This is a genomic window from Halorhodospira sp. 9628 (assembly GCF_022228075.1).
Classification (GTDB): domain Bacteria; phylum Pseudomonadota; class Gammaproteobacteria; order Nitrococcales; family Halorhodospiraceae; genus Halorhodospira; species Halorhodospira halophila_A.
Genome location: NZ_JAJNRF010000001.1, coordinates 345,814 through 359,065, shown reverse-complemented (window position 1 = coordinate 359,065; position 13,252 = coordinate 345,814). Strand labels below are relative to the sequence as shown.

Below are 13,252 nucleotides of genomic sequence, written 5' to 3'. Positions count from 1 at the left end.
TCATGCTCGGGCCCGCCCTTCGCGTCTTGGTGCCGTTGGCGACCGGATGTCTGCTCGGCGGCTTGCTCGCCGCTTGTAGCGCCTGGCCGCTGTCACCGGCGCAGCAGGAGGCCTTCAACGCGGCGCGTGACGGCGATGCCGCCACCCTGGAGCGGGCCCTGGACGGTGCTGCCGATGTGCAGGCAACCGACGGATCCGGGCGCGGACTCTTGCACTACGCCGCCCTCAACGGCGAGGCGGGGGTGGTGGAGCTGCTCATCGAACGCTCGGACGGGGCGGATCTCGAGCTCCGCGACGATGGCGGGCGGGTGCCCCTGCACGAGGCGGCCGCGGGTGGGCACACCGAGGCGGTGGCGGCGCTGCTGTCAGCCGGGGTAGCGGTGGATCCCGTTGACGGGGATCGGCGGACACCGTTGATGCTGGCCGCCCGCAGCGGTGATCCGCGCACAGTGGAGGCGTTGCTGGCTGCCGGGGCGGAACCGGATCGTCAGGATGCCGATGGTGCGACCGCGCTGTCGATGGCATCGGCCGCCCGCTACCCCCGGGTCGCAGCGCAGCTGCGCGAGGTCAGCGAGCGACCGGCCGCCCCCTGGGCCCTGATCGGGGTCGTGCGCGCGGGCGATGTCGAGACCCTGGCCTGGATGCTCGACCGCGGGTTGCCAGTGGATCTCGCTTGGCAGGATGGCGATGACTTCCTCTCCCTGGCGGATATCGCCGCCGAATCCAGCCCGCGGGCTGCGGCTCTACTGCTGCGCCGAGGTGCGCAGCTGCACGGGGACGGGACTGCGGCCCTGGTGGCGGCGGCGCTCCACGGGGATGCCGATCAGGTCGCCGAGCTGCTCGGCGAAGGGGTGGATCCCGACGTGACGGTTCGCGGTGGCGATGCCGAGGGCCGTACGCTCCTGATGGAGGCGGCACGCCTTGGGTATGACGAGGTGGTGGCAGACCTCTTGGCTGCGGGGGCTGATGCCAGCGCCGTCGACGAGCACGGCGCCGATGCGCTCTGGCACGCCGCGGTAGGCTACGTCTCGCCGGGGGACGAGCAGGCCGGGCTGGAGCGCGACGCGGATCGGGGCACTGTGGTCCGGACCCTGCTCGAGGCCGGCGTTGCCCCGTCCAGCGGCGACCGTCACGATTTTGCCGCCATCCATGCAGCGGCGGCCCGGGCGGAGGCGAAGACTGTCGAGGCGCTCCTCGATGCCGGCGCCGGCCTGGAGCAGACCGATCGCAACGGCCGGACACCGCTAATCTTCGCCGCCCAGGCCGGCAACGAGGCGACCCTGGCCGCCCTGCTGGCGCGAGGGGCCGATCCGCGGGCCGTGGATGCGCTCGGCGCTACGGCGCTGACCCATGCCCGGTTGGCCGAGTCGCGTGGTATGGCCGAAGAGGCGGTAACGGCCGTGCGCGAAGCCGGGGGCGGTAAGGCCGTGGGGCCGCGCCAGGGGACGCCGGGGTTGTCCGTTGGCGGCGATCACCAGCGCCTGATGCGTCTCGACGCCCCGGTGGCCATCTTCGACAGTGCCGGCTACGACGGTCACAGTGCCCGTTTTCTGCCCTACACCACGGCTTGCCGGGGTCACGGTTGCCTGGTGCCGCCCGTGGTCGTGCTGCCGGCCGGGACAACGGTGGAGCTGGTGGCCCGCGAGGCAGCCGAGGACGGCCGGCTCCACGGGGTCTTCCTGGTCCAGGAGCCGGGCCTGCGCGGACTGCTGTTCGAGGATTACCTGTTCGGCGCTTGGCCACCGGACGGGACGGCGGTCAGCGAGATCAGCGTGGGGCGGGTGGCGCACATCCGCGGCATGGACTGGGTCGAGATCTTCGATGTCGATCTGCCAGCTGCCACAGGCGGACTGTTCTGGTGACGGCCACGGATGGGGGGGGCACAACGCAAAACGGGCGCCTTGAGGGCGCCCGCTTGGGATGCTGCGCGTTCCGGTTGCCCGGTTCAGCCGGCGAGGCTACGCACCTTGGCGTTAAGCCGGGACTTGTGGCGCGCGGCCTTGTTCTTGTGGATGATCCCGCGATTCGCCGAACGATCGATGACTCGCACGGCACTGCGGTAGGCCTGCTGAGCCTGATCGTGGTCCCCGGTCTTGACCGCCTTGAGAACTTTCTTCATCGAGGTGCGCATCTCGCTGCGGCGCGACTTGTTGCGCAGCCGGCGTTCTTCGGCCTGACGGGCACGCTTCTTGGCGCTCGCGATATTCGCCACGGTTGTACTCCTGCTCGCTTGCGATCCTCGGAGACGGGGTCCTACGCTGTCATAGCGGACCCTGCAAAGCGCGTAAATATGCCTGCTGGCGTGATCGCTGTCAAGCGCGCCGGGTTACTCCCCGGCAGCGGTGGCCAGCGTCCAGGCCAACAGTTCGCTGCCGACGCTTCGATTGGCGGCTCCCAGGGCGGCAACAGCCGCATCGACGTCACGGGCCGGTGCCTCCTCAGTGGCCGAAAATCGCTCGGCGTCGATGATCCGCCGTTGCCCGACGTCCACCAGACGGGCATCCACCACCACCCGCGCTCGTGGTGTCTCATCACGGGCATCCAGCTGGAAGTCGCGCAGGGTGGTGCGCAGTTCCAGGTCCGCGGCGAGGCGGTCGCCGTCGGCGCTCAGGTGCCGGACACGGCCGTCGCTCCGGAAGGTGTCGATGAGGTGCTCCTGCCAGAGCCGGGGCAGCGGCGAGACCCAGCGCGCGCCGCTAAAGGCGCTCATGCGGTGTTCGCCGGTAGCGACGGCGATCCGGTTACCGGCCAGCAGGTCACTGCTGCCGGGAGCGGCCACACGCAGCGTCCAGTCCACCTCGCGACCAGCCGGCGACGGTGCGTCCGCATCGGGCGGCGGCAGGCGATAGGCGGTGTAGGTCTCGGGGTCGGGCAGCAGGGTGCAGGCGCTCAGCGTCGCGGCTGCCAGCAGCGTCAGCAGCAGGCCGGGGCGGCGGGGCGTTTTCACGGCTGGTACTCCTCCATCTGCTCACGGCGCAGCAGTTGCCCGCCGGGGTCCTGTCCCAGGCGTCGGAGCAGGCCGCGCAGGGCGTCCAGGGTTTGCTGCAGCTCTTCGCTCAACGGTTCCAGGTCCTGCAGGCTCTGCAGGCCGCGTTCGACAGCCTCGCGGTTGTCGCGGAACAGCTCCTGCGCCTCGCTGCTGCTTCCCTCGAGCGCCTCGGCCGCGCGCGCGGTGCTGCGTAGGATCTCGCGGCCCGGGCCGTCAAGCAGCGCGCGGATCTCCTCAAGCATTTGTTGCGCCTCGCTCAGGGTCTCCTGAAGCTGCTCGCCGCCATCGGCCAGGGCGGTGATGCCCCGGCCCAGGTCGTCGCTGCGCGAGGCCACCGTCCCGCTGGTCCGCTCAAGGTGTTTGAGGGTGGCGCTCAGGGTCTCGATGTTCTCCGGAGAGAGCAGCTGATTGGCGGTCTCGACCAGGTCGTTGATGCCGGCCAGCAGTTGGTCGCTGTCCTGGCGCAGACGGGCCATGGGCGAGGGCTCCGTCTCGATCCGCGCCATTCCCCGATCCGGTGGTTCAAGCGGCGGAGCGTCGGCATCGCCGGGCTTGAGCCGGATGTGGGCACCGCCGGCGAACAGGCTCGAGCTGCCGATCTGGGCCCGGGTGTCGCTGCGGACCGGGGTGTCGCCCCCCACCGTGATGCGGGCGATCACCCGCCGCGGGTCGTCGGGGTCGAGGGTCAGGTGGTCGATCTCGCCGACGTTGATCCCGTTGAACTTCACCGGGCTGCGCGTGGTCAGGCCGCTGACATCCTCTTCGAAGACGATCTCGAAGCGCTGCCGTTCACCGTGGAGATCGGAGTCGGTGAGCCAGACCCCGAAGAGGATGACGCCCACGATCAGGGCCAGGGTGGCCAGCCCGATCCAGAAATGCCGCGCCCGGGTCTCCATTCAGCGGTTCTCCTGCGTGCTGCGGGCGGCGCGCCCCCGCGCGCCATGGAAATAGGCCCGCACCCAATCGTCGTCGATGGCGCTCACTTGCTCAAGCGTGCCCGTGGCCAGAACCCGCTGGTGGGCGAGCACCGCAACGCGGTCACAGGTGGCATAGAGCGTATCCAGGTCGTGGGTGACCAGGAAGACCGTCAGGTTCAGCGCGTCCCGCAGGGTGACCAGCAATCGGTCGAAGCCGCCGGCACTGATCGGATCCAGGCCGGCGGTGGGCTCGTCCAGGAACAGGACGTCCGGGCAGAGCGACAGGGCGCGGGCAAGGGCAGCCCGCTTGACCATCCCGCCGGAGAGTTCGGCGGGGTAGCGCGGGCCGGCCGCCGGGTCGAGGCCGGTGAGCGCCAGCTTGACCCGGGCCAGGTCTTCGGCCTCGGCGCGGGTTAGCCCGGCGTGTTCGATCAGGGCCAGCGCGACGTTCTCGGTGATGGTCAGCGACGAGTAAAGGGCGCCGTGCTGGAACAGTACGCCGATGCGCCGCTCCAGCCCGCCCCCTTGTCGGAGGGCGTCGACGGATTGGTCGTGGATCCGGATCTGGCCGGCGGCCGGGCGCAACAGTCCGATGAGCGTGCGCAGCAGGACCGACTTGCCGCTGCCCGAGCCGCCGACTAGGCCGAGGATCTCGCCCCGGTGCACGTCCAGATCCAGCCCGTCGTGGATGGTCTGCCCGCCGAGTCGGGTGACCAGGCCGCGGACCCGGATCGCCGGGTGAGGATCGGTGGTGCTGGCGCTCACCATCCTATCTCCACATAGATGAGGGCGGCCACGGCGTTGAGGATGATGACCCAGAAGATCGACTGCACCACCGCCGAGGTGGTGTGCGTGCCCACCGACTGCGCGCTGGCACTGCACTTGAGTCCTTCCAGGCAGCCGATGATGGCGATCACGAAGGCGAAAACCGGCGCCTTGGCCAGTCCGGCAAGGTAGTGGCGCAGCGAGATGTCGCTGTAGAGCGAGATGATCCGCCCCGCGGGGACGTCGACGTTGAGCAGGGTGACCAGCCCACCGCCAGCCAAGCCACAGACCACCGCCACGAAGGAGAGGACCGGCACGGCAATCAGCAGCGCGACAACCCGCGGGATGACCAGCATCTCGATGGGGCTGAGCCCCTGGGCGCGCATGGCATCGATCTCCTCGTTGGCCTTCATCGAGCCGATCTGGGCCGTAAAGGCGCTGGCCGAGCGTCCGGCGAGGAGGATCGCGGTGAGCACGACGCCGAACTCGCGCAAGAACGCATACGCCACCAGGTCCACAGTGAAGATGCCGGCACCGAAGCGCCCCAGCACGGTGATTCCGAGAACCGCAATCACCGCCCCGACGGCGAAGGTCAGCAGGGCGACGATGGGCAGCGCCTCCAGCGCCGTATGCTGGAGCTGGCGCGAGACCGCGGCCGGGCGCCAGCGCCAGGGGCGCAGGGCGCTGGCGGCGAAGGCGGCGAGGACCAGACCGGTAAAGGCGATGGCCCGGGCCAATTGTTGGCCCGCATGGCTGATTTGTGCCCCCAGGCCGATCGTCAGGCGCCCGAAGAAGTAGGGTTCACGGGTCGGTTCCGGGGTGGCGCGGGCACGCTCGCTAGCTGCCGCCACGGCCTGGAGCAGGTTGCGTCGCTCGGCGGAGAGCTCGGGTGCCGTGCGCGCCAGCGCTTCGACACGTTCCGGCCCGAGCAGGCGGGCCAGTAGGGTCGCGCCGGCGGTGTCCAGTCGTTCCAGTGCGCCGAGATCGACCCGCGGTTCGCCGTCCAGCCGCGTCTGCTCCACTTGCCGGAGCACGGTGCGGTAGTGGGCCAGGGTCCAGTCGCCGCCGACAAGCACCTCGGGCCCCGCTGCCCCGTGCCGGCACCTCAGGTAGCCCGGGTCAGCCACGGATGGTCGTATCCCCTTGACCGGGCGCTGTATCATCAGCGCCGTCGCTGTTTGCTGTGTGCCGAGGAGGCGTTCCCTGCGTGGTTACCGGTCTGTTTCGCCACATCTTCACGTTCGGCTCCCTGACCCTGGTTTCGCGGATCCTCGGTTTGGCCCGGGATGTGATCATCGCCGGGGTGTTCGGCTCGGGGGCGCAGACGGACTCGTTTATTGTCGCCTTCAAAATCCCCAATTTCATGCGGCGGATTACCGCCGAAGGGGCGTTTTCGCAGGCGTTTGTCCCGGTGCTCACCGACTATCGCACGCACAGCACGCACCGCGAAGTCCGCGCCCTGATCGCCTACAGCGCCGGCACCCTCGGGGCGGCATTGGCGTTGGTCACGGCCCTCGGCATGGTGGCGGCGCCGGCGGTGGTCAGTGTCTTCGCCCCCGGTTTCAGCGACGATCCGGAGCGCTTCGCGCTGACCGTGGACCTGCTGCGGGTGACCTTCCCCTACATTCTATTCATATCCCTGGTCGCGTGCGCCGGGGCCGTGCTGCATACCTGCAACCGGTTCGCCTCCTTCGCCTTTGCGCCGGTGTTGCTGAACGCTGCGATGATCGGGGCCGCGCTGTGGGCCACGCCGTGGTTCGAAGAGCCGATCATGGCCCTGGCGGTGGCCGTGGCGGTGGCCGGTGTCCTGCAGCTGCTGCTGCAGCTGCCGTTTCTCTACCGGGAGGGGCTACTGGTCTGGCCTCGGCCGTCGCTGCGCCACCCCGGGGTGCGGCGGGTGGCCCGGCTGATGGGACCGGCGGTGATCGGCTCCTCGGTGATGCAGGTCAACCTGCTGGTGGACACCATCCTCGCCTCCTTCCTGATCACCGGCAGTGTCAGCTGGCTTTACTTCTCGGACCGCCTGGTGGAGTTCCCGCTGGGGGTGTTCGGCATCGCGCTGGGAACCGTGCTGCTGCCGCGGCTCTCGGCCGAGCACGCCGGCAGTGAGCCGGAGCGCTTCTCGCGCACGCTGGACTGGGGGCTGCGTCTGGTGCTGCTGGTGGTGGCGCCGGCCACGGCCGGGCTGATCGTGCTCGCCGGGCCGATTCTGGCTACCCTGTTTCAGTACGGTGCCTTCGGCGCGGACGATGTGGTCGCCGCTTCCTGGTCTCTGGCCGCCTACAGCCTGGGTCTTTTCGGATTCGTCCTGGTCAAGGTGCTGACGCCGGGATACTTTTCCCGGGAAGACATGAAGACCCCGGTCTACTGCGCGGTGGCCGCCGTGGCGGTCAACCTGGTCCTCTCAGTGAGCGCGGTCTGGGCCCTGCACGAGACGCCCTTCGGCCACGTGGCTCTGGCCGCCGCCACGGCGGCCTCGGCGACCGTCAATTCGGCGCTGTTGTTCACCGGCCTGGTTCGCCGGCGGGTCTACCGGGGGGGCAGCGGCTGGCTGCGCCTGACGGTGCAGGTGGCCGTGGCCACGTCACTGATGGTGGCGGTCCTGCTCTACCCCGCGCTGCGCCTGGAGGCGTGGCTGGAGGCCGGCGTTGTGGCGCGCGTGCTGGCGCTGACCGGTGTCGTGGCTGCCGGCGGGGCCGTCTACTTCGCTGCGCTCTACGCCCTGGGTGTCCGGCCGCGGCAGTTCCGCGAACCGGAGGCGGCCGGTGAGCCGGGCGGCTAGCCGAGGCTGTTGCCGGGCTAGTACACTTGATCCTTTTCTCAGGGGCCATGGAACTCATCCGGGGATTGCATAACGTCCGGGCCCGTCACCGCGGCGCGGCGATCACCATCGGCAACTTCGATGGGGTCCACCGCGGGCACCGGGCCATGATCGAGCGCCTGCGCCGGGAGGCGGCGCGGCGTGGTCGGCCGGCCGTCGTGGTCACCTTTGAGCCGCACCCCATGGAGCGCCTGGCCCCGGCGCGGGCGCCGGCGCGTTTGACCGGGCTGCGCGAGAAGGTGCGCCGGCTCGCCGAGACCGGTGTGGATGCGGTGCTCTGCCTGCGCTTCGATCAGCATCTGGCGGCGGTGGAGGCCGAGGCCTTTGCCGGCGAGTTGCTCGGTGAGCGCCTGGGTGCCGGATACGTCCTAGTCGGCGACGATTTCCGGTTCGGTCGCCAGCGCCGGGGAGATCTGGACATGCTTCGGCGCGTTGGCCGCGAGCGGGGCTACGAGGTGGCACCCATGGACACGGTGGTGCGCTCCGGGGAGCGGGTGAGCAGCACCCGCATCCGTCAGGCCGTTACCCAGGGGCGCTTCGCCGATGCGGCCGAGCTGCTCGGACATCCCTATTGCGTGCAGGGGCGTGTGGTCCACGGTGATGCCATGGGCCGGAAGCTCGGCTGGCCGACGGCCAATCTACGGCTGTCACCGGAGCGCATCCCGCTCGACGGTATCTACGCCGGGTGGGCCCGGGGGGCTGCCGAACGCCCGTGGCCGACGGCAATCAGTGTCGGCGTGCGCCCCACGGTGGGGGGGCGGCGCTTGGTTTTCGAGGCTCACCTGATCGATTTCGACGGCGACCTCTACGGCCGCCACCTCTGCGTCGAGCCGGTGGCCCGGCTCCGGGGCGAGGAGCACTTCGACGGGCTCGATGCGCTGGCGAGACAAATCGGCGAGGATGTACGCGCGGCGCGGCGCGTGCTCGGTCAAGAACACCATTAGGCGAGGCGGCGACGTGAGCGAGTACAAGCACACCCTCAACCTTCCCCACACCGAATTCCCGATGCGGGCGCGTCTGGCCGAGCGTGAGCCGCAGCGCCTGCAGCGCTGGGAGGAAGAGGACCTCTACGGCGCCATCCGGCGTGCGCGGTCGGGGCGCGAGCGGTTTATCCTGCACGACGGTCCGCCCTACGCCAACGGCGATATCCATATCGGCCACGCGGTCAACAAGATCCTCAAGGATATCATCGTCAAGGCGCGCACCCTGGACGGGTATGACGCGCCGTACATCCCCGGGTGGGACTGCCACGGCCTGCCGATCGAGCACAAGGTCGAGGAGGAGGCTGGCAAGCCCGGCGTAGACCTGAGTTACGCGCAGTTTCGTGAGCGCTGCCGGGCGTTCGCTGCCGAGCAGGTGGACGGACAGCGCCAGGACTTCAAGCGCCTGGGCGTGCTCGGCGACTGGGAGCGCCCCTATCTGACCATGGATTACGCCACCGAGGCCGGCATCCTGCGGGCCCTGGCCCGGATCTTCGAGGGCGGGCACGTTACCCAGGGGTTCAAGCCGGTGCACTGGTGTGCCGACTGCGGCTCGGCCCTGGCCGAGGCCGAGGTGGAGTACGAGGAGCGCACCTCGCCGGCGGTGGATGTGCGCTTCGCTGTGGCGGACGAGATGGCGCTGCAGCAGCGCGTCCTGCTCGAGGGCGAGGGTGCCCAGGCGGGAACGGCCTCGGTGGTGATCTGGACCACCACGCCCTGGACGCTACCGGCCAACCGGGCGGTGGCGGTGCATCCCGAGCTGGAGTACCTGGTGGTCGCCCTGGATCACAGCGAGCGGCTCATCCTGGCCGCCGATTTGGCCGAGTCGACCCTGGCGCGGGCCGGCATCGGCCGCCACGAGGTGGTGGGCCGCTGCCGCGGGGCGGATCTGGAGGGACTGACCCTGCGCCACCCCTTCCTTGAGCGCGAAGTCCCGGTGGTTCTCGGCGGGCATGTGACCACCGACGGGGGTACCGGTTGCGTGCACACGGCGCCGGGGCACGGCCAGGAGGACTTCGAAGTCGGGCAGCGCTACGCTCTGGAGGTGACCAATCCGGTCGACGGCGCCGGCTGCTTCTTCGAGGATACCGAGCACTTCGGCGGGCTGAATGTCTTCGATGCCAATCCCCGGGTCGTCGAGGTGCTCGAGGCCGGCGGGGCGCTGCTGCACCACGAGAAGTACCGGCACAGCTACCCCCACTGCTGGCGGCACAAGACCCCGGTGATCTTTCGGGCCACGCCGCAGTGGTTCATCGATCTGGATCGTCACGGCATGCGCGAGTGCGCTCTGGCCGGGATCCAGGGCGTGCGCTGGATGCCGGAGTGGGGCCAGGCGCGCATCGACGCCATGGTCCGCGGGCGTCCGGACTGGTGTATCTCCCGGCAGCGCCACTGGGGCGTGCCCATCGCCGTGTTCATCCATCGCCGCAGCGGCGAACCGCATCCGCAGACGCCTCAGCACATGGAAGCGGTCGCCGAGCGCATGGAGCGCGAGGGGCTGGAAGCCTGGTGGGACCTGGATCCCGCGGAGCTGCTCGGTGACGAGGCCGCCGAGTACGAGAAGGTCACCGACATCCTGGACGTCTGGTTCGACTCCGGGGTGACCCACGCCACCGTGCTGGATCAGCGCGACGGCCTGCAGGTGCCGGCGGATCTCTATCTGGAGGGCTCGGATCAGCACCGCGGCTGGTTCCAGTCTTCGCTGCTCTCCTCGGCGGCAATCCGCCGTTCGGCGCCCTACCGTGGCGTGCTCACCCACGGATTCACCGTGGATGAGCAGGGGCACAAGATGTCCAAGTCGCGCGGCAACGTGGTGGCCCCGCAGGACGTGATGGACCGCCTCGGCGCCGATATCCTGCGCCTGTGGGTGGCCTCGGCGGATTACAGCGGCGAGATCGCTGTCTCCGACAATATCCTGCAGCGCACCGCTGATGCCTACCGTCGCATGCGCAACACTGCCCGGTTCCTGCTCGGCAATCTGCACGGCTTCGAGCCCGGGCGTGATGCTCTGGCCGCGGAGCAGATGCTGCCCCTGGACCGTTGGGCGGTGGCGCGGGCCCGGGAACTGCAGGAGCGGATCGTCGCCGCCTATGACCGCTACGAGCTGCACCGCATCTACCACCTGCTGCATAACTTCTGCGTGGTGGACATGGGTGGCTTCTATCTCGATGTGCTCAAGGACCGTCTGTACACCACGCCGGCGGACAGCCGCGCCCGGCGCTCCGGCCAGACGGCCATGTACCACATCGCCGAGGCCTTGGTGCGCTGGCTGGCGCCGATCCTCTCCTTCACCGCCGACGAAATCTGGGGGCATCTGCCCGGCGATCGCCGCGAGCCGGTGTTCACGGCGGAGTGGTACGATGGGCTCTTCCCGCTGGACGACGAGTCGCGCGAGGCCTCGTTCTGGGAGCGGGTCATGGAAGTGCGCACGGTGGTCAGCCGCGAGCTGGAGCGGCTGCGTAACGAGAAGGTGATCGGCGCCAATCTGGATGCCGAGGTGGACCTCTACGTCCCCGAGGCGCTCGCTGCGGAGCTCGCCCCGCTGGGCGATGAGCTGCGCTTCGTGCTGATCACTTCGGCGGTACGCATCCACGACGTCGCCGAGGCTCCGGCCGGTGCCGCCAGCGCCGCCCTGGAGGATGGCACCGAGGTGCGCATCGTGGTGGCCGCCTCCGGCCACGACAAGTGCCCGCGTTGCTGGCATCGTCGTCCCGATATCGGCGCCAGTGATGAGCACCCGCAGCTGTGTGGGCGCTGCGTCGAGAACGTGGCCGGGGCCGGTGAGCGCCGGGCCACGGCCTGACGGGGTTGGGATGGGCTACCGGCTCTGGCTTCTGCTCGCCGTCGCCATCGCGGCCCTGGATCAGGCCTCCAAGGCGTGGGCCCAAGCGGCGCTGCGACCTTACGAGTCGGTCGAATTGCTGCCCGTGCTCAGTCTCACGCTCGGCTACAACCCCGGGGCGGCGTTCAGCCTGCTCGGCGACGCCGGCGGCTGGCAGCGCTGGCTGCTTGCCGGCATCGCTGCCGCCGTGGGGGTCTACCTGATCTACTGGCTGCGCCGTATCGGGGCGTCGCAGCCCTGGCTCGCCTTGGGGGTGGCTCTGATCCTGGCCGGGGCCCTGGGCAACCTGGTCGATCGCCTGTACCTGGGGTACGTGGTTGATTTCATCCACCTCCATTACGCTGGGTTTCACTGGCCGATCTTCAACGTCGCCGATATTGCCATCACACTGGGCGCCGGCCTGGTGATCGCGCTGCTCGTGTTCTCAAAATCGGCCACTGAACACTGAACCGCTGCAGGCAGAACCGGAGGTTTCCGTGCCCAAGATTCACCTTGCCAATCCCCGCGGTTTCTGCGCCGGCGTGGACCGGGCCATCGCCATCGTCGATCGGGCGCTGGCGGTTTACGGGTCGCCCGTCTACGTCCGTCATGAGGTGGTGCATAACCGTTTTGTGGTGGATGATCTGCGCGGGCGCGGCGCGGTCTTTGTCGAGGAACTGCACGAGGTGCCCGACGGGGCCACCGTGATCTTCAGCGCCCACGGCGTGCCGCAGTGGGTCGCCGACGAGGCCGAGCGGCGGGGGCTGCAGGTCTTTGATGCCACCTGCCCGCTGGTGACCAAGGTCCACAAAGAGGTGCGCGATCATGCGCGAGCGGGCCGTGAAGTGGTCCTGATCGGCCACGCCGGTCATCCGGAGGTCGAGGGCACCATGGGGCAGTATCTGGCCCCGGAGGGACAGGGCGGTATCTACCTGGTGCAGAGCCAGGAGGAGGCGGCGGCGCTACAGGTCCGGACCCCGGACGATCTGGCCTTTGTCACCCAGACCACGCTGTCGGTGGACGACGCCGCTGGCATTGTCGAGGCGCTGCAGCGCCGCTTCCCGTCTATCCAGGGGCCGCGCAAGGACGACATCTGTTACGCCACGCAGAATCGCCAGGATGCGGTGCGTACTCTTGCCGACGAGGTTGACCTGCTGTTGGTGGTCGGCTCGGTCAACAGCTCCAACTCCAACCGCCTGCGCGAATTGGCCGTGCGCTGCGGTACCGAGGCGTACCTGATCGATGGTGCTGCCGATCTGGACCGGGGCTGGCTGGATGGCCGTCAGGCGATCGGCGTGACCGCCGGCGCCTCGGCGCCGGAGAGCACCGTGGTGGAGGTGGTCGAGCAGCTCCAGGCGTGGGGCTGCGAAGCGCCGGAGGAGCGGCCGGGCAAGGCGGAGACGGTCACCTTTGGTTTGCCGCGGGAGCTCGGTCAGCCTCCGGCGGCCTCATGAGCGCCGTGCCGGCGACTCCTCCCGCCGCTTGAGCGGGTGCAGCACCAGCAGGGCCTCCGGCTGGCGCTGGCGCACCTGCTCGGCAACCGCCCTGGGCACCACGGCCAGGCCGTCGCCACTGATGACCAAGCCGGCGTAGCCGTCCGCCAGCTGCCGCTGTTGCTGCCGGGTCACCCAGGCGTGGCGGATCCGCTGTCCCTCGATGAAGTGGTAGGCGGTGTCGCCTCCCCAGCGCGGTAGCGCGTAATGGCGGATCAGGTCGGGTAGTGGGATGTGCGCCTCGAGCGGTTGGTGATCCCGTGCCTTGTCCGGGCGGGATCTCCCGCGCGGGGTTGCCCGGTCGCGGGGGCCTCGGCGCTTGCCCGACTGCTGCCTGCGAGCTTCCTCCTGGCTCGCCAGACCTGCTCTAACAAGCTGTTCTTGAAGAGAATTTGACATGTGCAGCATTCTGCACAGGTGGCCTGCCGGCGTCGACCCCCGGTCGCGACATGGCGGGTTATACTGA

General features: G+C 69.5%; 12 protein-coding genes. 6 read left to right on the top strand and 6 right to left on the bottom strand.

The window, feature by feature from the left end; translation table 11 throughout:
* The first annotated feature begins 2 nt into the window (after nt 1-2).
* Entirely contained in the window at nt 3-1,862 is a 1,860-nt protein-coding gene (locus LRG10_RS01665) for an ankyrin repeat domain-containing protein (RefSeq protein WP_238634519.1), read from the top strand.
* A gap of 83 nt (nt 1,863-1,945) precedes the next feature.
* Here LRG10_RS01665 and rpsT read toward each other — a convergent pair whose 3' ends face one another.
* From rpsT to LRG10_RS01640, 5 genes are all read right to left on the bottom strand, one after another.
* On the bottom strand, nt 1,946-2,212 hold the full coding sequence (gene rpsT, locus LRG10_RS01660; protein ID WP_238632676.1) for a 30S ribosomal protein S20: 267 nt from the start codon (nt 2,210-2,212) through the stop codon (nt 1,946-1,948).
* A gap of 114 nt (nt 2,213-2,326) precedes the next feature.
* A complete protein-coding gene (locus LRG10_RS01655) occupies nt 2,327-2,947 on the bottom strand; it encodes an ABC-type transport auxiliary lipoprotein family protein (RefSeq protein ID WP_201171672.1) in 621 nt (206 codons plus the stop codon).
* The gene (locus tag LRG10_RS01650) at nt 2,944-3,885 is read right to left on the bottom strand and encodes an MlaD family protein (protein WP_238634517.1); all 942 of its coding nucleotides are present in this window, start codon (nt 3,883-3,885) and stop codon (nt 2,944-2,946) included. The genes LRG10_RS01655 and LRG10_RS01650 overlap by 4 nt, the downstream gene beginning before the upstream one ends.
* Nucleotides 3,886-4,674, bottom strand: a complete 789-nt coding sequence (locus tag LRG10_RS01645; RefSeq protein ID WP_201171670.1) for an ABC transporter ATP-binding protein — start codon at nt 4,672-4,674, stop codon at nt 3,886-3,888.
* The gene (locus tag LRG10_RS01640; RefSeq protein WP_238632672.1) at nt 4,668-5,798 is read right to left on the bottom strand and encodes an ABC transporter permease; all 1,131 of its coding nucleotides are present in this window, start codon (nt 5,796-5,798) and stop codon (nt 4,668-4,670) included. The genes LRG10_RS01645 and LRG10_RS01640 overlap by 7 nt, the downstream gene beginning before the upstream one ends.
* An 80-nt stretch (nt 5,799-5,878) precedes the next feature.
* Between LRG10_RS01640 and murJ the strand changes: the two genes are divergently transcribed.
* Genes murJ through ispH form a run of 5 tightly spaced genes read left to right on the top strand, consistent with a single transcriptional unit; the run spans nt 5,879 to nt 12,747 of the window.
* Entirely contained in the window at nt 5,879-7,453 is a 1,575-nt protein-coding gene (murJ, locus tag LRG10_RS01635; protein ID WP_201171666.1) for a murein biosynthesis integral membrane protein MurJ, read from the top strand.
* A gap of 47 nt (nt 7,454-7,500) precedes the next feature.
* On the top strand, nt 7,501-8,436 hold the full coding sequence (locus tag LRG10_RS01630; protein ID WP_201171663.1) for a bifunctional riboflavin kinase/FAD synthetase: 936 nt from the start codon (nt 7,501-7,503) through the stop codon (nt 8,434-8,436).
* 13 nt (nt 8,437-8,449) lie between these two features.
* The gene (gene ileS / locus LRG10_RS01625; protein ID WP_238634516.1) at nt 8,450-11,275 is read left to right on the top strand and encodes an isoleucine--tRNA ligase; all 2,826 of its coding nucleotides are present in this window, start codon (nt 8,450-8,452) and stop codon (nt 11,273-11,275) included.
* A 10-nt stretch (nt 11,276-11,285) separates the two neighbouring features.
* On the top strand, nt 11,286-11,762 hold the full coding sequence (lspA, locus tag LRG10_RS01620) for a signal peptidase II (protein ID WP_201171657.1): 477 nt from the start codon (nt 11,286-11,288) through the stop codon (nt 11,760-11,762).
* A gap of 28 nt (nt 11,763-11,790) precedes the next feature.
* Nucleotides 11,791-12,747: a 4-hydroxy-3-methylbut-2-enyl diphosphate reductase gene (gene ispH / locus LRG10_RS01615; RefSeq protein ID WP_201171655.1), complete on the top strand. Its 957-nt coding sequence runs from the start codon at nt 11,791-11,793 to the stop codon at nt 12,745-12,747.
* Here the strand turns inward: ispH and LRG10_RS01610 are convergent.
* A complete protein-coding gene (locus LRG10_RS01610; RefSeq protein ID WP_201171654.1) occupies nt 12,742-13,185 on the bottom strand; it encodes a DUF2058 family protein in 444 nt (147 codons plus the stop codon). The genes ispH and LRG10_RS01610 overlap by 6 nt on opposite strands.
* Nucleotides 13,186-13,252: the final 67 nt, after the last annotated feature.

What these genes read in the sequence shown, in the direction of transcription:
- LRG10_RS01665 (WP_238634519.1), top strand. Translation starts at nt 3, where the DNA reads ATGCTCGGGCCCGCCCTTCGCGTCTTGGTGCCGTTGGCGACCGGATGT.
- LRG10_RS01650 (WP_238634517.1), bottom strand. Translation starts at nt 3,885, where the DNA reads ATGGAGACCCGGGCGCGGCATTTCTGGATCGGGCTGGCCACCCTGGCC.
- LRG10_RS01645 (WP_201171670.1), bottom strand. Translation starts at nt 4,674, where the DNA reads ATGGTGAGCGCCAGCACCACCGATCCTCACCCGGCGATCCGGGTCCGC.
- LRG10_RS01630 (WP_201171663.1), top strand. Translation starts at nt 7,501, where the DNA reads ATGGAACTCATCCGGGGATTGCATAACGTCCGGGCCCGTCACCGCGGC.
- lspA (WP_201171657.1), top strand. Translation starts at nt 11,286, where the DNA reads ATGGGCTACCGGCTCTGGCTTCTGCTCGCCGTCGCCATCGCGGCCCTG.
- LRG10_RS01610 (WP_201171654.1), bottom strand. Translation starts at nt 13,185, where the DNA reads ATGTCAAATTCTCTTCAAGAACAGCTTGTTAGAGCAGGTCTGGCGAGC.